The sequence below is a fragment of the Spirilliplanes yamanashiensis genome, from assembly GCF_016863475.1.
Taxonomy (GTDB): domain Bacteria; phylum Actinomycetota; class Actinomycetes; order Mycobacteriales; family Micromonosporaceae; genus Spirilliplanes; species Spirilliplanes yamanashiensis.
In genome coordinates this window covers 83,679-104,386 of the sequence record NZ_BOOY01000016.1, presented here as the reverse complement: position 1 = coordinate 104,386, position 20,708 = coordinate 83,679, and the positions used below count along the sequence as shown (strand labels likewise).

The following is a 20,708-nucleotide window of genomic DNA, read 5'->3' as shown; positions in this document are numbered from 1 at the left end:
GGGGAGCCTAGGGCCTGCCCCAGAGCGCGGCGTAGGCGCGCGCCGAACCGGGGTTGGCCCGGCAGCCGGCGTCGCCCGCCCGGAACAGGCTGGACTGCACCCCGCCCGCCTCGCAGTTGGAGAAGTACGCCTCGTACGCCAGGTGCGGGGCGTGCCGGGCGAACCACGCGTGCATCCACCGGACGTAGCCCGGGTTCTCCCGCCCGGCGTCGCCGGTGGGCACCACGCCCCACTCGCCGACCGCGAACAGCTTGCCGTGCCGCCGCGCGAAGGCCAGCAGCCAGGTCAGGCCCTCGGGGCGGTTCGCGGTGGCGTCGAACTGGGCGCGGGTGCGCGACGCCGGCCAGTGGTCGTAGTTGTCGATGCCGACGATGTCGACGTACGCGTCGCCGGGGTAGCAGTTGGTGCTGCGCCCGCCGCACACCCCGGCCGGGGTGCCGTGGGCGTTGATCGTCCAGTCGATGAGCGCGGCCGGGTTGCCGGCCCGGATGCCGTCGGCGGCCCGCCGGAAGCAGGCGATCCAGGTCGCCGTGTCGGTGGCGTGCCACGGCATGAAGGTGCCGTTGAACTCCCACCCGAGCCGCACGATCGAGTCGCCGCGGCCGTGCCGCACCATCAGGGCGCCGAAGTCGCGCCAGTGGGCGTCGAAGTCGCCCCGGGCGCAGCCGGGCAGGTCGGCGGCGCGGCCCTCCGGCACCAGCCCCTGCGACACCACCAGCACCCCGGGGAACCCGGCGTAGTCGGCGAACGTCCAGCCGGTGCCCCGGGTCATCGACTCCCAGCTGGTCCGGTCGGTGTAGGTCTGTGCGACGCCGCACGACCGGCCGCGGGCGGCGCAGAACCGCTCGACGGCCGCCCGGTCGTTGACGGGGTCGCCGTTGGCGCCGGACAGCCCGCTGTCACCGGGCCAGCGGCCCGCCGGCCGGGCCCGCGCCAGCATCACCGAGGCCCGCGGGCTGAGCGCGGCCGGTGTGCCGGGCGCCCGCGACGCCGGCGCGACGGCGGCGGCCGACCCGATCACGGCGGCCGGCGGCCCGGCGGCGGACGGCGCCGCCGGGGGCGCCGCCGGGACCGAGGCGGGCGGCGCCGCCGCGGGCGGGGCGGGGGAGTCGGCGCCGGGGGCCGCCCACAGCGCCGCGGCGGTCGCCACGGCCGCGGCGACGGCCAGGGCGACGGCCGGGGCGACGGCCGGGTACGCCGCGCGCCGGCGCGGGTGCGGTGATGTCATCGGCGACCATCATGCACCCGCCGGTGACCCGCGACGACCGTGCGCAACGAGACGCGGATCACCACCGCGGGCGGGGGCTCCCGCCTTGCGGCCGAGATCACGCCGACGGCGCCCGCGCCGCTGGTCCGGTTCGCGTTCCCGCAGGCCAGGGCCGCTCACGCGGTGCTCGCCGAGCGGCTGCGGGCGGCGCTGACACCGGCCGGGCGACCCGGGCGTGTGACGATAATTGACCGCCCCTGACCTGCGCATCTTGCTACCGTGGCGCGTCAGGTCCACGGGTCCGGGAAACATCGGCCGTGCGCGGCCGCCCAGGGGGAGTCACGGTGTCCCAGCAACACGCCATCTCGTCGGCGGACAAAATTGACGGGGCAGTTCTCAAGATCGCCGGCGTGGTTGTGCTCGGCGCGATCATGTCGATCCTCGACGTCACCGTCGTCAGCGTCGCGCTGCCGACCTTCCAGCAGGACTTCGGCGCCTCCTACGCCGAGGTGGCGTGGACGATGACGGCGTACACGCTGTCGCTCGCCACGGTCATCCCGGCCACCGGCTGGGCCGCCGACCGGTTCGGCACCAAGCGCCTCTACATGGCGGCGCTGCTGCTGTTCACCCTCGGCTCGGGGCTGTGCGCCACGGCCGACTCCATCGAGCAGCTCATCGCGTACCGGGTCCTGCAGGGCCTCGGCGGCGGCATGCTCATGCCGCTCGGCATGACGATCATGACCCGGGCCGCGGGCCCGCACCGCATCGGCCGGCTGATGGCCATCCTCGGCGTGCCGATGCTGCTCGGCCCGATCGGCGGCCCGATCCTCGGCGGCTGGCTGATCGACGTCGCCAGCTGGAAGTGGATCTTCCTGATCAACCTGCCGATCGGCCTCGTCGCGCTGATCTACGCGCAGCTCGTGCTGCCCAAGGACAACCCCGAGCCGTCCGAGTCGTTCGACGTCGTCGGCGCGCTCATGCTCTCGCCGGGCCTGGCGCTGTTCCTGTACGGCGTGTCGTCGCTGCCCGAGACCGGCACGATCACCGCCACCAAGACGTGGACGACGATGCTCGTCGGCGCCGCCCTGGTCATCGCGTTCGTGTGGTACTCGTTCAAGCCCCGGCACCCGCTGCTCGACCTGCGGCTGTTCCGCAACCGGAACCTGACGGTCGCGTCGCTGTCGCTGTTCGTCTTCATCGTCGCGTTCATGGGCGCGGGCCTGCTGTTCCCCAGCTACTGGCTGCAGGTGCGCGGCGAGACCACGCTCATGGCCGGCCTGCTGATGGCGCCGCAGGGCATCGGCGCCATGCTGACCATGCCGATCGCGGGCACCCTCGCCGACCGCGTCCCGATCGGCCGCACCGTGCCGTTCGCGCTGGCGCTCATCGCGGCCGGGTTCTTCACGTTCACCCAGCTCGACGCGGACACCGACAAGACGCTGCTGCTCGGCTCGCTGTTCGTGATGGGCCTCGGGATGGGCGGCACGATGATGCCGATCATGACCTCGGCGCTGCGCACCCTGTCCGGGCCGGAGGTGGCCCGCGGCTCCACGCTGGTCAACATCCTGCAGCAGATCGGCGGCTCCATCGGCGCCGCGCTCATGTCGGTCATCCTGACCAGCCGGCTCAACGGCTCGCCGGAGATCCCCGGCGCGGTCAACCCGCAGACCGGGGAGCCGCTCACCGAGGCGGAGCTGGCCATCGGCTCCCAGCAGGACCCGGCGCTGGCGCAGACCGCCCCGCCCGGGCTCATCGACCGGGCGCTGGAGTTCGTCGCCGACGCGTTCGGCTACACCTTCTGGGTGGCGTTCGCGCTGGTGCTGGCCACGTTCATCCCGGTCGCGTTCCTGCCCCGCAGGAAGATGGAACGGCCGCTGGCCGCCGAGGCCGACGCGCCGCCCACGCCCGTCGTGATGCACTGACGCCCCGGCCGGGGCGCGGTGCGGCTCAGCCGCGCCCGCCCCGGCCCCGGGCCGCCGTGCGGCCCTTGAGGTGCCGGCCCAGCGCGCGCTGGATCTCGCGGTCGGCGTCGCGCTTGGCCAGCACCTGCCGCTTGTCGTACGCCTTGCGGCCCTTCGCCAGCCCCAGCTCCACCTTCGCCCAGCCGCCCCGGAAGTACAGCGACAGCGGCACCAGCGTGAACCCGCCGCCCGCGTCGCGCAGCCTGGCGAGGATGCGCTCGATCTCGATGCGGTGCAGCAGCAGCTTGCGGGTGCGCCGCGGCGCGTGGTTGGTCCACGAGCCGAAGCCGTACTCGGCGATGTGCAGGTTGTAGAGCACCAGCTCGCCCTCGCGCTCCTGGGCGAACGCGTCCACCAGCGAGCAGTAGCCCGCCCGCAGCGACTTCACCTCGGTGCCCGCCAGCACCAGGCCCGCCTCGTACGTCTTGAGGATGTCGTAGTCGTGGCGGGCCTTCTTGTTGGAGGCGACCAGGGTGCGGTCCGGGTCCGTCTGCTTCACGCGGTGAAGGGTACGGGCGTCCGGCTCACTGTTCACGCGCATATCGGGCCGGCGGCACCCCCACGATCGCGGTGAAGTCGCGGGTCAGGTGCGCCTGGTCGGCGTAACCGAGGGCGGCCGCCAGCGCGGGCAGGTCGAGCCCGCCGCCGGCCGCGGCGGCCGCCGCCTCGTGCAGGCGGTAACGCCGGATCACCCACTTGGGGCCGACGCCGACGTGGTCGTGGAACAGCCGCTGCAGGGCGCGCAGGCTCAGGCCGTGCGCGGCGGCGAGCGCGTCGGCGCGGGTGACCGCCGGGTCGGCGGCGACCTGCTCCGCGACGGCCGTGGCCGGGCTCGGCGCGGCCCCGGCGAGCCGCTCGCCCAGCGCCGCCTCCAGCGCGGTCACCGCGCCGGCGTCGTCCGCACCGAGCACCGCGTCCGCCAGGCCGGCGCCGAACACGTCCTCGACCGGCACGAACCGGTCGGTGATGCCGGCGACCGGCGCGCCCAGCACGGGCCGGAAGCCGCCCGGCCGGAACCGCACCCCGACCACCCGCCCGGCGCCGCTGAGCGTCTCGGCGAACCGGCCGCGCGGCACCCCCGCCACCCGGCACCGGCCGGCCGTGAACGTGACGTTCACCGACGGGTACGGCAGCACGTGCTGGGTGTGCGGCTCGCGGCCGCGCAGGTCCCACGTGATGATCCAGTGGTGGGCCACGAACGGCGCCAGCGCGGGCGCCGGCGGCACCTCGCGGTAGCGGAAGCTCGCCTCGGCGGCGCGGGCGTGCAGGATGCCGGGCACCCGGCGAGCGTACCCGTCGCCTTTGTTCAAGACCGCCCGCGCGGCCGCCGCCTAGCGTGGCCGCATGGAGACGAACAAGCTGGTCGCGGACGCGACCGCGGTGGCCGTGCCCCCGCTCGCCGGGGTGCGCCCGGAGCGGCTGGGCGCGCCGACGCCGTGCGCGGGCTGGGACGTGGCGACGGTGGCGAACCACCTGCGCCAGGTGCTCACGGCGCTGCACCTGGCGGCCCGCGACGGCACGGTCCCGCCGGAGCTGTGGGAGCGCGATCTGGCCGGCGCCGACGCCGCCGCGATCGCCGCCCAGGCGGTCGCCGCGTGGGAGCGGCCGGCCGCCGCCGCGATCGTCATGGGGCCGGCCACCATGCCCGCCGGGGTGGTCGCCGCGATGCTGTCCGCCGACCTGGTGCTGCACGGCTGGGACCTGGCCCGCGCCACCGGCCAGGACGTCGCCTGCCCGCCCGCGGCCGCCGAGGCCGCCGTCGCGTTCCTCGGCGACTTCGCCGACCAGGGCCGGGGGATGGGCCTGTTCGCCGCGCCGGTGCCCGTGCCGGCGGACGCGGGCGCGCTCGACCGGGCGCTCGGGCTGAGCGGCCGCGACCCGGCGTGGACGCCGCGGCCCGCCTGAGTCAGCTGGACCGGCGCACCACCAGCTCGGTGCCCAGCACGATCTCCCGGCGGCCCGGGTCCTCGCCGCCGCGCAGCCGGGACAGCAGCAGCGCCACCAGCTCGCGGCCCATCCGGTCGACGGGCTGGTGGACGCTCGTCAGCGGCGGGTCGGTCTGGGCGGCGATGACCGAGTCGTCGAAGCCCACCACCGCGACGTCCTCCGGCACCCGCCGGCCCGCCGCGCGCAGCACCCGCAGCGCGCCCGCCGCCATCGCGTCGGACGCGGCGACCACGCCGTCGAGGCCCGGCTCGCGCTCCAGCAGCCGGGTCATCGCCGCCGCGCCGCTCGGGTCGCTGAAGTCGCCGTACTCGACGGGCGCGGCGTCGCCCGCCACCGCGCGGAAACCGGCCAGCCGGGCCTGCCCGACGACCATGTCCTGCGGCCCGGCGATAGCGCCGATCCGGTGCCGGGCCCGCGCCGCCAGGTGCGCCACCGCCTGCCGCGAGCCGCCCTCGTTGTCGGCGTCGACCCAGTAGCCGCCGCCAGCGCCGGCCGGCGGCCGCCCCACCCGCACCGTGGCGATGCCGCGCTCCTCCAGCTGCCCGGGCAGCGGGTCGTCGCCGTGCAGCGACAGCAGCACCGCGCCGTCGACGTGCTGGCGGGTCAGGTAGTGCTCCAGCCGGGCCCGCTCGGCCGGCGAGCCCGCGGTGATGAGGATCAGCTGCTGCTCGGCGTCGTTGAGGGCCGCGCCGATCGCCCGCACGATGAGGCCGAAGAACGGCTCGGCGAAGAACCGCTCGCCGGTCTCGGACACCACGATCGCGATCGAGTCGGTGCGGTCGGTGACCAGCGCGCGGGCGGCCCGGTTCGGCACGTAGCCCAGCTCGGCCACCGCCGCGTGCACCGCGGCCCGCGCCTCGTCGCTGACGTGCGCCGAGCCGTTGATGACCCGCGAGACGGTGCCCCGCCCGACGCCCGCGTGCCGCGCGACCTGATCGATCGTCGGCCGCCGCACCGGCACCGGCCGATGTGCTGCTCCGGTCACGGCGGCTCCCTTCGGTGAACCCGTGCGCATGGTGGCACGGGCGCCGTGCGCCCCGCCAGTGCTCAGCCGGCCCGCCGCGCCAGCACGTACGCCCGGTTGCTGGGGTGCTCACCGCCGGCCGGGCGGCGGGTGGTGACCGACTCCACGGTGAGGCCCGCCGCCGCCAGCTCGGCCGCCACCGCCGCCGGGTCCAGGAACCGGAACTCCAGGTCGACGGCCGCGCCGAACCAGTCGGTGACCCGGCGCCGCCCGCCCGCCGGGGTACCGTCCTCGTCGACGTGGAACGCCACCAGCAGCCACCCGCCGGGCCGCAGCGCCGCCCGCAGCCGCCGGAACGCCAGCCGCCGGTCGGCGTCGGACAGGTGGATCACCGAGTACATGGCCACCGCGCCCGCCCACCGCGCGCCCGCCCGGTCGGCCAGCATCGAGCCCGCCTCGTACGCCGGGCCGGGGTGCCGCTCGCGGGCCACGGCCACCATCGCGGGGGACAGGTCGATGCCCAGCACGTCGGGGTGACGCCCGGCCAGGAACGCGGTCACGTGGCCCGGCCCGCACCCCACGTCGGCGAGCCGGCCCCCGGCGGCCAGCTCCGCCACGGCGGCCAGCAGCGCCCGGTCGAGCGGCTTGCCGGCCAGCTCGCCGCCGATCGCGTCGGCGTACCCGCGCGCGACGGCGTCGTAGGCGGCGCGCACCCCGTCGGTCCCCGCGGGGTCGGCATGATCACGCTCGGCGGGCATCCGCCGACCGTAGCGTGGCCGCCGTCCTATAGTCGCGGCGTGCAGGAGCTGACCCCCGGCCGCCGGCGCGCCGCGCTCGCCGCCCTGGCGCTCGGCGGGTTCGCCGTCGGCCTCACCGAGTTCGTCGCGATGGGGCTGCTGCCCGAGATCGCGCGGGGGCTGCTGCCCGCCGAGCACGCCCGCTCGGCCCCTGACGCCGTCGCCCACGCCGGGTGGACGATCACCGCGTACGCCCTCGGGGTCGTCGCCGGTGCGCCCACCATTGCGGCGCTGACCGCGCGGGTGCCGCGGCGGCTGCTGGTGCTCGGGCTGCTCGGCCTGTTCGTCGCCGGCACCGCCGCGTCCGCCGCCGCGCCCACGTTCGAGCTGGCGCTGGCGGCCCGCTTCCTCGCCGGGCTGCCGCACGGCGCCTACTTCGGCGCGGCCGGCATGGTCGCCGCCACGATCCTCGGCCCGGGCAGCCAGGCGCGCGGCTTCGCGCTGGTGCTCAGCGGGCTCACCGCGGCCAACGTGGTGGGCGTCCCGCTGGTCACCCTGCTGGGCCAGCACGCCGGGTGGCGGGTGGCGTACGCGGCGATCACGGTCATGTTCGCCCTCACGCTGGCCGCGTCGGTGCGCACGGTGCCGGAGATCCCGGTGGCCGCCGGGGCGTCGCCGCGGGCGGAGCTGCGCGCGTTCCGCTCCGGGCAGGTGTGGCTCGTGGCGGGCGTCGCCGCGATCGGCTTCGCCGGGTTCTTCGCCGTCACCAGCTACATCGCGCCGGTCACCACCGACGTGGCGGGCCTGGGGCCGGCCGCGGTGCCGTGGGTGCTGGGCGCCGTCGGGCTCGGCATGACCGCCGGCAACGCCCTGGGCGGCTGGGCCGCCGACCGCGACCTGCGCCGCTCGATGCTGGGCGGGTTCGCCGCCGTGCTCGCCTCGATCCTGGCGTTCGCGCTGGTCGCCCACCTGCCAGCCGGCCTGTTCGCGGGCGCCTTCCTGGTCGGGGCGGCCAGCCTGTTCCTCGGCCCGGCCCTGCAGGCGCGGCTGATCGCCGTCGCGCCGGGCGCGCAGCTGATGGGCGCCGCCGTGAACCAGTCCGCCATGAACATCGCCAACAGCCTCGGCGCGGCGCTCGGCGGGGTGGTCATCGCCCGCGGGCACGGCTACCTGTCGCCCGCCTGGGCGGGGCTCGTCCTGGCGGCGGCGGGGCTCGGCCTCGCCGCGGTGAGCTTCGGGCTGGAGCGCCGCCCCGTCCCGGTGGCCTGACCCGCCCCGTCGTTACCCGCGTCACATCTTGACCGATCGGTCAGAACCTGGCCGATCGGTCAGGCATGGTGGGGGACGGAGGTGATGCCGGATGGCCCGCAACCGCACCCGCGACGACATCTTGACCGTCTCCGCGCGCCTGTTCGCCCGCGACGGCTTCCGCGGCACCCCGCTCAGCGACATCGCCGCCGCGGTCGGCTGCTCCAAGGCCACCCTGCTCTACCACTTCGCCGGCAAGGACGCGATCCTGCGCGAACTGCTGCGCCCCGCCGCCGCCGCCGCGTTCGACCTCGACGCCCGCCTCACCGGGCTGACCGGCGACGACGCCCGCGCCGCCGCCGTCGACGGCTTCGTCGACCTCGTCCTGGAGTACCGCAGCGAGGTCGGCCTCCTCTACGCCGACCCGCACCTCGTCGACATGCCCGCCCTGGCGGAGTTCAAGCCGATCGTCGACCGGCTCTGCAGCGCCTTCGCCGGCGGCTCCGCCGACCCCGCCGACCAGATCGCCGCGCAGGTCGTGCTCAGCGGCCTGTGCCAGGTCGGCCTCGAACACGCCGCCGACCCCCACCCCGGCCTGCGGGACGCGCTGACCCGCGTCGCCAGGCGCGCCCTGCTCCTCGCGTCCGACCGACCGACCGACTAAGGATCCGACATGGCAACCCTCCTGTACCGGCTGGGCCGCGGCTCGTTCCGGCGCCGCAAGCTCGTGCTCGCCGTCTGGCTCGTCGTGCTGGCCGCGCTCGGCGGCTCGGCCGCGGCGTTCATGGGCCCGACCGCCAGCAACTTCACCATGCCCGGCACCGAGTCGCAGCGGGCGCTGGACGCCCTCGCCCGCGAGTTCCCCGAGGCCAGCGGCGCCACCGGCACCATCGTCGTCGCCGCGCCGGCCGGCAAGCAGCTCACCGCCGACAAGGCCGCCGTCGACGCCCTCGTCGCCGAGGCCGGCCGGCTGCCCGGCGTCGTCGGCGCCGTCGACCCGTTCGCCGCCAGGGCCCTGTCGCCCGACGGCCGGTACGCGCTGATCCAGGTGCAGTTCGAGAAGACCACCGACGAGGTCACCGACGCCCAGCGCACCGCCTACGAGAACAGCGGCGCCGCCGCCGAGGCCGCCGGCCTGCGCGTCGAGCACGGCGGCGAGGTCCTGGGCGGCGAGCCCGAGGTCGGCGCCACCGAGGCCATCGGCGTCGCCGTCGCCCTCGTCGTGCTCGTCGTCACCTTCGGCTCCCTCGTCGCCGCCGGCATGACCATGCTGACCGCCCTGCTCGGCGTCGGCGCCGGCATGGCCGGCCTGTACGCCCTCAGCAGCACCATCGAGCTGACCAGCACCGCGCCGGTCCTCGCCCTCATGCTCGGCCTCGCCGTCGGCATCGACTACGCGCTGTTCATCACCTCCCGCTACCGGCAGCTGCTCGCCGAGCACGAGCCCGACGAGGCCGCCGGCCGCTCGGTCGGCACCGCCGGCTCCGCCGTCGTGTTCGCCGGCATCACGGTCGTCATCGCCCTGGCCGGCCTGGCCGTCGTCGACATCCCGTTCCTCACCGTCATGGGCCTCGCCGCCGCCGGCACCGTCGCCGTCGCCGTGCTCGTCGCGCTGACCCTGCTGCCCGCCCTGCTCGGCTTCGCCGGCACCCGGATCATGTCCCGCTCCCAGCGCCGCGCCGCCGCCGGGCACGCCGCCGAGCACGCCGCCGGGCACGCCGCCGGGCACGCCGCCGAGCACGCCGCCTCGGGCGAGCCCGCCGCGCCGTCCGCCCACACCGCCGCCCACGCGGCGCCCGGCGCCGCCGCCACCGGCACCACCGCCGGCGGCCGGGAGACCTTCGGCTTCCGCTGGGCCCGCGGCGTCATCAAGGCCCGCATCCCGGTCATCCTGCTCGGCGTCGTCGGCCTCGGCGCGCTCGCCATCCCCGCCTCCGACATGCGCGTCGCCCTGCCCGACGCGTCCTCCGCCGCCCCCGGCACGTCGCTGCGCGAGGCCGCCGACCTCATCACCGAGGGCTTCGGGCCCGGCTTCACCGGCCGCCTCGCCATGGTCGTGTCCAGCGACTCGCCCGCGACGACCGCCGCCACCGTCCAGTCCGTCACCGGGTCGCTGACCGGCACGAAGAACCTGCTCGCCCTCACCCCGCCGTCGTTCAGCGCCGACCAGCGCACCGCGCTGCTCGCCGTCATCCCGGCCACCGGCCCCACCGACGAGGCCACCGAGGACCTGGTGCGCGACATCCGCGCCACGGTCGCGGGCGTCGAGGACGCCGACGTGTCCCTCACCGGCCAGACCGCCGTGGGCATCGACGTGTCCGAGAAGCTGTCCGACGCCATGCCGCTGTACCTCGGGCTCGTCGTCGGGCTGTCCGTGCTGCTGCTGATGCTCGTGTTCCGGTCGATCCTGGTGCCCGTCAAGGCCGCCGCCGGCTTCCTGCTCACCGTCGCCGCCACCTTCGGCATCACCGTGCTGGTGTTCCAGGAGGGCCACCTGGCGAGCTGGCTCGGCGTCGACACCCCCGGACCGCTGGTCAGCTTCCTGCCGATCCTGCTCATCGGCATCCTGTTCGGCCTCGCCATGGACTACGAGGTGTTCCTGGTGTCGCGGATGCGCGAGGACTTCGTGCACGGCGACACCGCCCGGCAGGCCACCATCAACGGCATGGGCCACGGCGCCCGCGTCGTCACCGCCGCCGCGCTCATCATGACGTCGGTGTTCGCCGGGTTCATCCTGCTCGACGACCCGGTCATCAAGTCGATGGGCTTCGCGCTGGCCATCGGCGTGGCGATCGACGCGTTCATCGTGCGCATGACGATCGTGCCCGCGGTGATGTCGCTGCTCGGCCGGGGCGCGTGGTGGCTGCCGCGGTGGCTGGACCGGGTGCTGCCCAACGTCGACATCGAGGGCGAGAAGCTGCGCAAGGAGCTGGCCGGCGCCGCCGAGCCGGAGCGCGTGCCCGCGACCGTCTGACGGCGGTGGTGAACGGGGGGTGCGCCGGTGGCGCACCCCCCGCCCGCCTACTCCGGGTCCGCCAGGGCCGCCAGCACGCCCTCGCCGAACTTCGCCAGCTTGTTCTCGCCCACCCCGCTGATCGTGCCCAGCTCGCTCAGGCTGCCCGGGCGCCGCGCCGCGATCTGGCGCAGCGTCGCGTCGTGGAACACCACGTACGCCGGCACGCCCGACTCCTTCGCCACCCCGGCCCGCCACGACCGCAGCCGCTCGAACACCGGCACCGCCTCGGCCGGCAGGTCGGCCTGCGGGGCCGCGCCGCCGCCGCGGGCCCGGGGCGCGCGGGCGCGCTGCCGCTCCGGCTCGCGGCGCATCATCACCGTCAGCTCCTTGCGCAGCACCTCGCCGCTGCGGTCGGTGAGCACCAGCGTGCCGTACTCGCCCTCCACCGACAGCAGGCCCTGCGCCAGCAGCTGGCGCACGACGCCGCGCCACTCCGCCTCGCGCAGCTCGGTGCCGATGCCCCAGGTGGACAGCTCGTGGTGGCGGAACTGGCGCACCTTGTCGGTCTCGCGGCCGAGCAGGATGTCGATGGACTGCCCGGCGCCGAACTTCTGCCCGCGCTCGCGCTGCAGCCGCAGCACCGTGGACAGCAGCTTCTGCGCCGCCACCGTGCCGTCCCAGGCCTCCGGCGGCTCCAGGCACGTGTCGCAGTTGCCGCACTGCGCCGGGGACTCCTGGCCGAAGTACGCCAGCAGCCGCCCCCGCCGGCACTCGACCGTCTCGCACAGCGCCAGCATCGCGTCGAGGTGCTGCGACAGGTTGCGCCGGTGGGCCTGGTCGCCGTCGGACGTCTCGATCATCTTGCGCTGCTGCACCACGTCCTGCAGCCCGTACGCCAGCCAGGCCGTGGACGGCAGCCCGTCGCGGCCCGCGCGGCCCGTCTCCTGGTAGTAGCCCTCGACGGACTTGGGCAGGTCGAGGTGGGCGACGAACCGCACGTCGGGCTTGTCGATGCCCATGCCGAACGCGATGGTGGCGACCATGACGAGACCGTCCTCGCGCAGGAACCGGGCCTGGTTGGCCGCGCGGGTGCGCGCGTCGAGGCCCGCGTGGTAGGGCAGCGCCACGACGCCGTTGGCGGACAGGAACTCGGCCGTCTTCTCCACCGAGGCCCGTGACAGGCAGTAGACGATGCCGGCGTCGCCCGGGTGCTCGGCGCGCAGCAGGTCGAGCAGCTGCCGGCGCGGCTCGTTCTTCGCCACGATGCGGTAGCGGATGTTGGGCCGGTCGAAGCTGGCGGTGAAGTGCCGGGCGTCCGTCAGGTCGAGCCGGGTGGCGATCTCGCGGCGGGTGGCGTCGGTGGCGGTGGCGGTGAGCGCGATGCGCGGCACGTCCGGCCAGCGCTCGTGCAACATGGACAGGCCCAGGTAGTCGGGCCGGAAGTCGTGGCCCCACTGCGACACGCAGTGCGCCTCGTCGATGGCGAACAGGGCGATGCGGGCCTGGTCGAGCAGCCGCGGCACGGCGCCCGCGCCGAGGCCCTCGGGCGCGACGTAGAGCAGGTCGAGCTCGCCGGCCAGCACCGCCTGCTCGACGGCGCGCCGCTCGTGCGGCTCCTGCGTCGAGTTGAGGAAGCCGGCCCGCACGCCGAGGGTGCGCAGCGCGTCGACCTGGTCCTGCATGAGCGCGATGAGCGGGGAGACGACCACGCCGACGCCGTCGCGCACCAGCGCCGGGATCTGGTAGCACAGCGACTTGCCGCCGCCGGTGGGCATGAGCACGAGCGCGTCGCCGCCCGCGACGACGTGGGAGATGATGTCGCCCTGGGCGCCGCGGAAGGCCGGGTAACCCCACACCCGGTTGAGGACCTCGATCGCGCGGTCCGCGCCGAGCCCGGTTGCCGATGTCATCCGGCGATCCTACGAGCCCCCGGTGAGGCGCCCCCGAGTTGTCCACAGGACGGGTGGCGGGGTGCGATGATCGGCGCCATGCGCGAGGTGGCCGACGGTGTGGTCGAGGTCCGGATCGGGTACGCCCACGCCCACCTGATCGTGGTCGACGACGGCGTGGTGCTCGTCGACACCGGCCTGCCGGGCCGCGGCCACCGCATCGAGCGGGCGCTGCACGGGCTGCGCCGGCAGGTCGGCGACGTGCACACCATCCTGCTCACCCACCACCACCCGGACCACACCGGCGGCCTGGCCGACCTGCGCCGGCGCTCCGGTGCGGCGGTCGTCGCCCACGCGGCCGACGTGCCCGTCGTGACCGGCGCGGAACGCGTGACGCCGACCCACCCGGTGGTCAAGCTGGTCGGCCGGATCATCGGCGCGGCCGAACCCGCCCCGGTGGACGACGTGCTGACCGCCGACGGGCCCACCCGGGTCGACGGCATCACCGCGATCCACACCCCCGGCCACACGGCCGGGCACGTGTCGTACCTGCTCGACCGGTCCGGCGGCGTCCTGTTCGCGGGCGACGCCGCCGCGGGCGGCCGCCGCCGGCTCGGCTCGACCCCCGCGATGGTCACCGCCGACCACGCGGCGGCCCGCCGCAGCGTCGCCCGGCTGGCGGAGCTCGACTTCGACACCGCGGTGTTCGGCCACGGCCCGGCCGTGCGCGGCCGGGCGGTCGACCGCTTCCGGGAGTACGCCGCCCGCGCCTGACCGGCCACGCGACGCCCGCGGGGCCCGTACGGTGACAGTCGTGACCTGGCCCGGCGGGGGAGCGTGGGTGGTCGCCGCCGCGGGGCCGGACCCGGGGTGGGCGGCCGCCGTGGCGGCGCTGGCCGCCGCGTCGGCGGTGCCCGTGGCGGTGCTGCGGCTGACCGGCGAGGGCCCGCCGCCGCCCGGGGTCGACGTGCTGACCGGCGCCCCGCAGCGGCTCGCGGACGCGGTCGAGCGGGTGCGCGGCCTCGGCGAGACCCACGACCTGGTGCTCGCCGGCGCGCCGGTGGGGCTGCTCGACCCGCTCGGCCCCGGCGGCTGGACCCTCGCCGACCTCGCCGCGGCCCTGGCCGCGCCGGTGATCCCGGTGGCCGGCCCCGGCGACGACGCGACCCTCGCCGCCGACGCGGCGCGCGGGCGCGGCCTGCCGGTCGAGGTGCTGGCCGCCGGCGCCGCCGCGGCGGTGCGGGGCGCGCCCACGCGGGCCGAGGCCCGCGCCTGGCTGCCGCCGCACCTGCACGCGGGCACGGGCCGCCCGGCCGCCCGGCCACCGCGCGACCAGCGGCTCCGGGCGTGGCGGGCGCGCCGCCCCCGGCTGCCGGTGCGGCGGCTCGCGGCGGCGGCGCTCGCCGTGCTCGTCGTGGTCGCGACCGGGCTGTGGACCGCGGCCGCGCTGCGGCCGGACGGGCCGTCGGTCAACCACGTCGAGCCGGACCCGGCAGCGGAGCGCCCGGGCCCGCCGGAGTGGACGCCGGAGCCCGATCCCGTGTTCTCCGTTGGCGACGACGTGTGCCCGGTGCCCGACCCCGCGCTGACCCCGGCCGTGCCCACAGCGGCGCAGACCGCCCGGGTGACCGCGGCGTGGCGGCGCATCGAGCGCCGGCTCGCGGCGGTCGCCCCGGGCACGTCCGACCTGGGGCGGCCCGCCGACCCCGCGGCGATCGCCGCCGTGCAGCGGCGGGTCGCCACGGTGTTCCCCGGCGACCTGGTGGCGTCGCTGCGCCGCCACGACGGCGGCGTCGGACACGTCATGCCGCCCGGCTACGAGCTGATGTCGGTGGCCGACATCGGCGACGAGGCGGCGGGGAACTGGGAGGTGGCCGCCGGCCACGACGAGTGGTACGCCCGGCTCAGCCCCGTCGGCCTGGTGCCGTTCGCGTGGACGATCGGCGGCGACGGCCTGGTCGTGGACCGGCGGCCGGGCGGCACCGGCCGGGTCGCCGAGTTCACCGGCGAGCGCGGCCTGGACCCGGTCGGCTGGCCCGGCTCGGTGGCGGAGCTGCTGGAGCAGGTGGCGGCGGCGCTGGAGACCGGCGCGCCGGTCGCCGGGTACACCCTCGTCGTCGACCGCGGCGACCTGCGCTGGGAGCGCGCCCGAGCTCAGGTGGCCGCCGGTTCGAACTGGGTGCGGTGCAGCTCCGCGTAGCGGCCGCCGCGTGACAGCAGGTCGGTGTGGGTGCCGCGCTCGACGATGCGGCCGTCCTCCACCACGAGGATCTGGTCGGCGGCGCGGATGGTGGACAGCCGGTGGGCGATGACGACGCTGGTGCGGCCGGTCAGCGCCTCGCCGAGGGCGGCCTGCACGGCCGCCTCGCTGGTGGCGTCCAGGTGGGCGGTGGCCTCGTCCAGGATGACGACGCGGGGGCGGGCCAGCAGCAGCCGGGCGATGGTGAGGCGCTGGCGCTCGCCGCCGGACAGCCGGTAGCCGCGCTCGCCGATGACGGTCTCCAGCCCGTCGGGCAGGGCGGCGACGAGGTCGTCGAGGCGGGCGCGGCGCAGCGCGTCCCACAGCTCGGCGTCGGTGGCGCCGGGCCGGGCGAAGACCAGGTTGGCGCGGACGCTGTCGTGGAACAGGTGGCCGTCCTGGGTGACCACGCCGAGCGCGGAGCGCACGGACGCGGCGGTCAGGTCGCGCACGTCGACGCCGGCCAGCCGGACCGCGCCGGTGTCCACGTCGTACAGCCGCGGCACCAGCGAGGCGATGGTCGACTTGCCGGCGCCCGACGAGCCGACCAGCGCCACCATCTGGCCCGGCTCGGCGCGGAACGACACGTCGTGCAGGACCTCCTCGCCGCCGCGGTCGTCCAGCTTGACCACGTCCTCCAGGGACGCCAGCGACACCCGGTCGGCGGCCGGGTAGGCGAACCGCACCCCGGCGAACTCCACCCCGACCGGGCCGGGGGGCAGCTCGCGGGCGCCCGGCCGGTCGGTGATGAGGGGCTTCAGGTCGAGGATCTCGAACACCCGCTCGAAGCTGACCAGCGCGCTCATCACCTCCAGCCGCGCCCCGGCGAGCGAGGTCAGCGGGGCGTACAGCCGCGACAGCAGCAGCGCCAGCGCCACGACGGTGCCGGGGTCGAGCTGCCCGCGGATGGCGTACACGCCGCCGAGGCCGTACACCAGGGCCAGGGCGAGGGAACCGACCACGGTGAGGGCGGTGATGAAGACCCACTGCAGCATGGCGGTGCGCACGCCGATGTCGCGCACCCGGCGGGCGCGGGCGGCGAACTCGGCGGACTCCTCGTCGGGGCGGCCGTACAGCTTGACCAGGGTGGCGCCGGGGGCGGAGAACCGCTCGGTCATCCGGGTGCTCATGGCCGCGTTGTGGTCGGCGGCCTCGCGTTCCAGCCGGGCGAGCCGGCTGCCCATCCGCCGCGCGGGCAGCACGAAGATCGGCAGCAGCACCAGCGCCAGGAGCGTGATCTGCCAGGAGAAGGTGAGCATCACGGCGAGCGTGAGCAGCAGCGTGACGAGGTTGCCGACGACGCCGCTGAGGGTGTCGCTGAACGCGCGCTGCGCCCCGATGACGTCGTTGTTGAGGCGGCTGACCAGCGCGCCGGTGCGGGTGCGGGTGAAGAACGCGACGGGCATCCGCTGCACGTGGTCGAACACGGCGGTGCGCAGGTCGAGGATCAGCCCCTCGCCGATGCGCGCCGACTGCCACCGGGTGAGCAGCCCCAGCGCGGCCTCGGCGAGCGCGATGAGGGCGATCAGCCCGGCCAGGCGCAGCACCAGGCCGGTGTCGCCGCCCCCGCCGACGATCGCGTCGACGACCCGCCCGGCCAGCACCGGCGCGGCGACGGTCAGCGCCGCGGTCAGCACGCTGGCGGTCAGGAAGACGGCCAGCAGCCCCCGGTACGGCCGGGCGAACCCGGCGACGCGCCGCAGCGTCACCCGCGACAGCGCCCGTCCCTCCTGCGCGTGCATCGTGCGGTACAGCGAGTCCCAGGCCGCTACCTCCATGCTCATGGAAGCGACCGTAAAAGCTGAACTCCGGTGCAGGTCAAGGGGTTTAGCCTGCGGTTGAGGATTCCCTTCGCGAGGAGGTCGCGATGAGCGTGACACTGAACCCGTACATCAGCTTCGACGGCGACGGCCGGGCGGCGCTGGAGTTCTACCACTCAGTGTTCGGCGGGGAGCTGCGCGCGAGCACCTTCGGCGAGTACGGCGTGACCGAGGAGGGCGTCGCCGGCAAGCTGATGCACGGCCAGCTGACGACGCCCGACGGCTTCACCCTGATGGTGGCCGACACCCCGCCCGGCATGCCGTACGAGCCCGGCACCGCCATCACCGTCAGCCTGAGCGGCGACGAGGAGGACAAGCTGCGCGGCTGGTGGGACGCCCTGTCCGCAAGCGGCACCGTGACGATGCCGCTGGAGAAGCAGATGTGGGGCGACGTCTACGGCGCCTGCAAGGACCGGTTCGGCGTCGACTGGATGGTCAACATCGCCCAGGGCTGACCGGCCGGCCTACGGCTCGCCCATCACCAGGCCCTCGATGGTGTGCTTCTGCTCCAGCGGGGTCAGCTCGTCGACGACCCGCGCGCCGAGGTGGCGCCGCACGTCCTCCGGCAGGCTGTCCCAGTAGGCGCGGCTGCACACCAGGTCGTTGCGCGAGTCGTCGGCGCCGGGCGCGACGAACCCGACGACGAGCACCGGCCGCTGCTGGTCCGAGACGTTGGCGGTGCCGCGGTGCAGGGTCAGCGCCGAGCGGGCGGAGATGTCCCCGCGCCTGGGCATCTTCTGCTGGGCGCGCTCCTGCAGCCGCGGGTACTCGGTCTTGGGCGGGAACATGCCGTGGTTGAAGTCGGTGCCGGGCTCGAACTGGGTGCCGGGCGCGATCTCGAACGGCCCCATCTCGGGGACGGTGTCGACGGCGGTCAGGTTGAACGCCAGCGACGTCAGCCGGCGCTGCTCGTAGGTCTCCGGCGTGGACGGGAAGTCGCGGTGCCACGGCTGGTTCTTCGCGCCCGGCCCGGGCACGTCGAAGCCGACCTCGACGAGCTTGTAGCCGGGCCCGAGGACGGCCTCGCACACGCCGGTGACCCACGGGTGGGTGGCGATGTCGAGGAAGCCGCGCAGGCGCTCGGGGTGGATCTCCACGTAGTAGCGCTTGGGTCCGCGGCCGACCGCGCCGTTCGGCCGGGCCAGGGCCTCGGCGAACAGCTCCATGATGTCCTCGCGCATGCGGTCGGCCCAGTCGGTGCTGAACGCGCCCCGGCAGGCCGTGATGCCGTCGGTGTAGAGGGCCTCGCGGGCGGCGGCGAAGTCGTACTGCGTCTCGGTGGTCGTCATGAGTGATCCTCCTCTATACCGACCGTAACGCGGCCGGGCGGGTCGCGCCCGGCCGCGACGGGTCAGGACAGCGGCAGGGTGGCCCGGACGTCGCCGAGGCCGCGGGCGATCAGCAGCTCGCCGCCGGCGGCCAGTTCGGCCCAGCGGTTCGCCGCGGTGTCCCAGCGGCGCCACAGCCGGGGGTCCGGCTCGACGGTGACGGTGGCCGACGCGCCGGGCTCCACGGTGGCCGCCGCCCAGCCGACGAGGCGCACCGGCTGGTCCGCCTCGGCCGGGCGCAGGTACACCTGCACGACCTCGCGGCTGGCGCGGTCGCCGGTGTTGGTGATCGTGACGGTGGCGGTGCGGCCGGACACGCCGGCGTCCGCGTACGTCCAGGCGCCGTAGCCGAGGCCGTGGCCCAGCCAGAACGCGGGCGCCGGGGCGCGGCCGGCGGCGTGGCCGCGGTAGCCGATGAACGTGCCCTCGGTGTAGCGCAGGTCGCCGTCGACGGGCGTCACCGACCAGGCGGGGGAGGCGCCGTCGGCGGCGGGGAACGTGGTGACCAGCCGGCCGGCGGGCTCGATGTCGCCGAGCAGGGCGGCGGCGACCGCGTGGCCGCCCTCCTGGCCGGGCAGCCCGGCCCAGAGGATCGCGTCCACCTCGTCGCGCCACGGCATCAGCACGGGGGTGGCGGCGTTGACCACCACGACGGTGCGGCGGGCCGCCGCCGCGACGGCGGACACCAGGTCGTCCTGGGCGCCGGGCAGCCGCAGCGTCGCCTTGTCGACGGCCTCGGTCTCCTGCTCCTCGGTCAGGCCCACGACCACGACGGCCACGTCGGCGGCCGCGGCGGCGCGGGCGGCCTCGGCGATGACGTCGGCGGCGTCGCGCGGCGCCGGGCGGGCGATCAGGCCGAACATGCCCACCCCGGACAGCGGCGCCTCCGGTGTCTTCGGCAGCAGCGTCACCTCGGCCTCGACGGTCTCGCCGGCCGCGGCGAGCAGCACGTCGGTGCGCGACGGCGGCGCGAGCATCTCCGCGGCGAACCCGCCGGACTCCACCCGCAGGGCGTAGGTGAGCGTGTCGTCGCCGGCCCGCACGACCCAGTCGCCGGGGCCGGTGCCGCCCAGCTCGACCTGGCCGCCGGTCAGGACGGTGGCGGACAGCCGGATGCGGGCCACGGTGGCGTCGAACTCGTCGTCGAAGCCGACCATGGTGGTGCCGGTGGCGCTGTGCCGCTCCTCGATGACCGCGCCGTCGGCGTCGTACAGGGTGATCCGCACGCCGTCGGCGAGGAAGTCGCGGGCCGTCGCGGGCCGGTTGCGCACCTCGACGCCGTCGGTCACGGTGACGCCGCCGACCAGTGCGGACAGCCCCTCGGCGACGCTGATCTGGTACGGCGGGTTGACCTGCGCCGAGCCGCCGCCCATGTCGATCGTCTCGACGGCGTGCCGGCCGATCAGCGCCACGGTGCGGGTGCGGTCCAGTGGCAGCACGCCGTCGTTGGTCAGCACGGTCATGCCGGCGGCGGCGAGCCGGGTGAGCTGCTCGCGCCGCTGCTCGGGGGCGGGCAGGGCGTCCGGGTAGGAGCGGTGTTCGCCCAGCGCGCCGACCCGGTCGGCCAGCACCAGCAGCCGGCGCAGGTGGTCGTCCACGACGGACTCGTCGACCTCGCCGGCGCGCACGGCCGCGACCAGGTTGTCGCCCCACGGGTCGCTGACGGGCATGACGAGGTCGAGGCCGCCGTTGGCCGCGGGCGCCGCGGACTTGGTGGCGAACCAGTCGCTCATGATGAGGCCGTCGTAGCCCCACTCGCCCTTGACGATCTCGTTGTTGACGTGGTGCTGCTCGGTGGCCGGCACGCCGTTGACGTCGTTGTACGCCGCCATCAGCGTCCAGGCGTTGCTGTCGGCGACGGCGATCTCGAACGGCAGCAGGTACAGCTCGCGCAGGGTCGCCTCGTCGACGACGCTGTTCACGGTGTTGCGGTCGGTCTCGCTCTCGTTGGCGACCAGGTGCTTGAGGCTGGCGCCGACGCCCTGCTCCTGCAGCCCGCGCACGTAGGCGGCGGCGAGCACGCCGGTGAGCAGCGGGTCCTCCGAGTAGGCCTCGAACAGCCGGCCGCCCAGCGGCGAGCGGTGCAGGTTCACCGTGGGGCCGAGCACGACGTGGATGCGCTGGCGCAGCGCCTCGTCGGCGAGCAGGCGGCCGACCTCGTACGCGGTCTCCGTGCTCCAGGCGGCGGCCAGCAGCGTGGCGTTGGGCAGCAGCGCGACGACCTCGCCGCCGCTGAACTTCAGGCCCCGCACCCCGGTCGGCCCGTCGGACAGCCGCAGTTCGCCGAGCCCGATCTTCTCCTGCGGCGCGAGGGTGAACGCCGTGGCGCCGGTCAGCAGCGCCACCTTCTCCGGCAGGTCGAGGGCCTTCAGGAGCACGGAGTAGTCGGTCATGCGGTGAACCTCCCGGGAC

The 20,708-nt window shown here is 75.8% G+C and carries 17 protein-coding genes; 8 read left to right on the top strand and 9 right to left on the bottom strand.

All coding sequences use genetic code 11. The annotated features are described in order from the left end of the window. Positions 1-7: 7 nt before the first annotated feature. On the bottom strand, positions 8-1,228 hold the full coding sequence (locus tag Sya03_RS11335) for a glycoside hydrolase family 26 protein (protein ID WP_203938195.1): 1,221 nt from the start codon (positions 1,226-1,228) through the stop codon (positions 8-10). 323 nt (positions 1,229-1,551) lie between these two features. Between Sya03_RS11335 and Sya03_RS11330 the strand changes: the two genes are divergently transcribed. Further along, positions 1,552-3,129 carry a DHA2 family efflux MFS transporter permease subunit gene (locus Sya03_RS11330; RefSeq protein ID WP_203938194.1) on the top strand — a complete coding sequence of 526 codons (1,578 nt, stop codon included), beginning with the start codon at positions 1,552-1,554 and terminating at the stop codon, positions 3,127-3,129. Positions 3,130-3,154: 25 nt separating this feature from the next. Here Sya03_RS11330 and smpB read toward each other — a convergent pair whose 3' ends face one another. Beyond that, on the bottom strand, positions 3,155-3,667 hold the full coding sequence (gene smpB, locus Sya03_RS11325) for an SsrA-binding protein SmpB (RefSeq protein WP_239107349.1): 513 nt from the start codon (positions 3,665-3,667) through the stop codon (positions 3,155-3,157). A gap of 25 nt (positions 3,668-3,692) precedes the next feature. Next, positions 3,693-4,448 carry a helix-turn-helix domain-containing protein gene (locus tag Sya03_RS11320; RefSeq protein WP_239107347.1) on the bottom strand — a complete coding sequence of 252 codons (756 nt, stop codon included), beginning with the start codon at positions 4,446-4,448 and terminating at the stop codon, positions 3,693-3,695. A 64-nt stretch (positions 4,449-4,512) separates the two neighbouring features. Between Sya03_RS11320 and Sya03_RS11315 the strand changes: the two genes are divergently transcribed. After that, complete coding sequence (locus Sya03_RS11315) at positions 4,513-5,073, top strand: TIGR03086 family metal-binding protein (protein ID WP_203938192.1); 561 nt, start codon at positions 4,513-4,515, stop codon at positions 5,071-5,073. Position 5,074: 1 nt separating this feature from the next. Here the strand turns inward: Sya03_RS11315 and Sya03_RS11310 are convergent, their stop codons facing one another. Further along, positions 5,075-6,100, bottom strand: coding sequence for a LacI family DNA-binding transcriptional regulator (locus Sya03_RS11310; RefSeq protein ID WP_239107345.1), 1,026 nt, complete (start codon positions 6,098-6,100; stop codon positions 5,075-5,077). A 62-nt stretch (positions 6,101-6,162) separates the two neighbouring features. Then, positions 6,163-6,837, bottom strand: coding sequence for a class I SAM-dependent methyltransferase (locus tag Sya03_RS11305; RefSeq protein ID WP_203938190.1), 675 nt, complete (start codon positions 6,835-6,837; stop codon positions 6,163-6,165). A gap of 39 nt (positions 6,838-6,876) precedes the next feature. Between Sya03_RS11305 and Sya03_RS11300 the strand changes: the two genes are divergently transcribed. The 3 genes from Sya03_RS11300 (at position 6,877) to Sya03_RS11290 (ending at position 11,038) form a co-directional block, all read left to right on the top strand. Continuing rightward, positions 6,877-8,085 (top strand): MFS transporter, encoded by a 1,209-nt coding sequence (locus tag Sya03_RS11300; RefSeq protein WP_203938189.1) that lies wholly within the window; start codon positions 6,877-6,879, stop codon positions 8,083-8,085. A gap of 91 nt (positions 8,086-8,176) precedes the next feature. Further along, positions 8,177-8,728 (top strand): TetR/AcrR family transcriptional regulator, encoded by a 552-nt coding sequence (locus Sya03_RS11295; RefSeq protein ID WP_203938188.1) that lies wholly within the window; start codon positions 8,177-8,179, stop codon positions 8,726-8,728. A gap of 9 nt (positions 8,729-8,737) precedes the next feature. Further along, positions 8,738-11,038 (top strand): MMPL family transporter, encoded by a 2,301-nt coding sequence (locus Sya03_RS11290; protein ID WP_203938187.1) that lies wholly within the window; start codon positions 8,738-8,740, stop codon positions 11,036-11,038. 47 nt (positions 11,039-11,085) lie between these two features. Here Sya03_RS11290 and recQ read toward each other — a convergent pair whose 3' ends face one another. Further along, on the bottom strand, positions 11,086-12,930 hold the full coding sequence (gene recQ, locus Sya03_RS11285; RefSeq protein ID WP_203938186.1) for a DNA helicase RecQ: 1,845 nt from the start codon (positions 12,928-12,930) through the stop codon (positions 11,086-11,088). A gap of 78 nt (positions 12,931-13,008) precedes the next feature. On the opposite strand from recQ, the gene Sya03_RS11280 reads away from it, so the two are divergent. Both Sya03_RS11280 and Sya03_RS11275 read left to right on the top strand, forming a co-directional pair. Beyond that, positions 13,009-13,683 carry an MBL fold metallo-hydrolase gene (locus Sya03_RS11280; RefSeq protein ID WP_203938185.1) on the top strand — a complete coding sequence of 225 codons (675 nt, stop codon included), beginning with the start codon at positions 13,009-13,011 and terminating at the stop codon, positions 13,681-13,683. A 40-nt stretch (positions 13,684-13,723) separates the two neighbouring features. Further along, positions 13,724-15,109, top strand: a complete 1,386-nt coding sequence (locus Sya03_RS11275) for an SMI1/KNR4 family protein (RefSeq protein WP_203938184.1) — start codon at positions 13,724-13,726, stop codon at positions 15,107-15,109. Here Sya03_RS11275 and Sya03_RS11270 read toward each other — a convergent pair. Then, positions 15,064-16,932, bottom strand: a complete 1,869-nt coding sequence (locus Sya03_RS11270) for an ABC transporter ATP-binding protein (RefSeq protein ID WP_203938183.1) — start codon at positions 16,930-16,932, stop codon at positions 15,064-15,066. The two genes, Sya03_RS11275 and Sya03_RS11270, sit on opposite strands and share 46 nt — an antisense overlap. An 83-nt stretch (positions 16,933-17,015) precedes the next feature. On the opposite strand from Sya03_RS11270, the gene Sya03_RS11265 reads away from it, so the two are divergent. Next, positions 17,016-17,423, top strand: a complete 408-nt coding sequence (locus Sya03_RS11265; protein ID WP_203938182.1) for a VOC family protein — start codon at positions 17,016-17,018, stop codon at positions 17,421-17,423. 9 nt (positions 17,424-17,432) lie between these two features. Here Sya03_RS11265 and Sya03_RS11260 read toward each other — a convergent pair whose 3' ends face one another. Together Sya03_RS11260 and Sya03_RS11255 are read right to left on the bottom strand one after the other, a co-directional pair. Next, entirely contained in the window at positions 17,433-18,257 is an 825-nt protein-coding gene (locus Sya03_RS11260) for a phytanoyl-CoA dioxygenase family protein (protein WP_203938181.1), read from the bottom strand. Positions 18,258-18,319: 62 nt separating this feature from the next. Beyond that, positions 18,320-20,689: a beta-glucosidase family protein gene (locus Sya03_RS11255; protein ID WP_203938180.1), complete on the bottom strand. Its 2,370-nt coding sequence runs from the start codon at positions 20,687-20,689 to the stop codon at positions 18,320-18,322. Between the last annotated feature and the right edge of the window lie 19 nt (positions 20,690-20,708).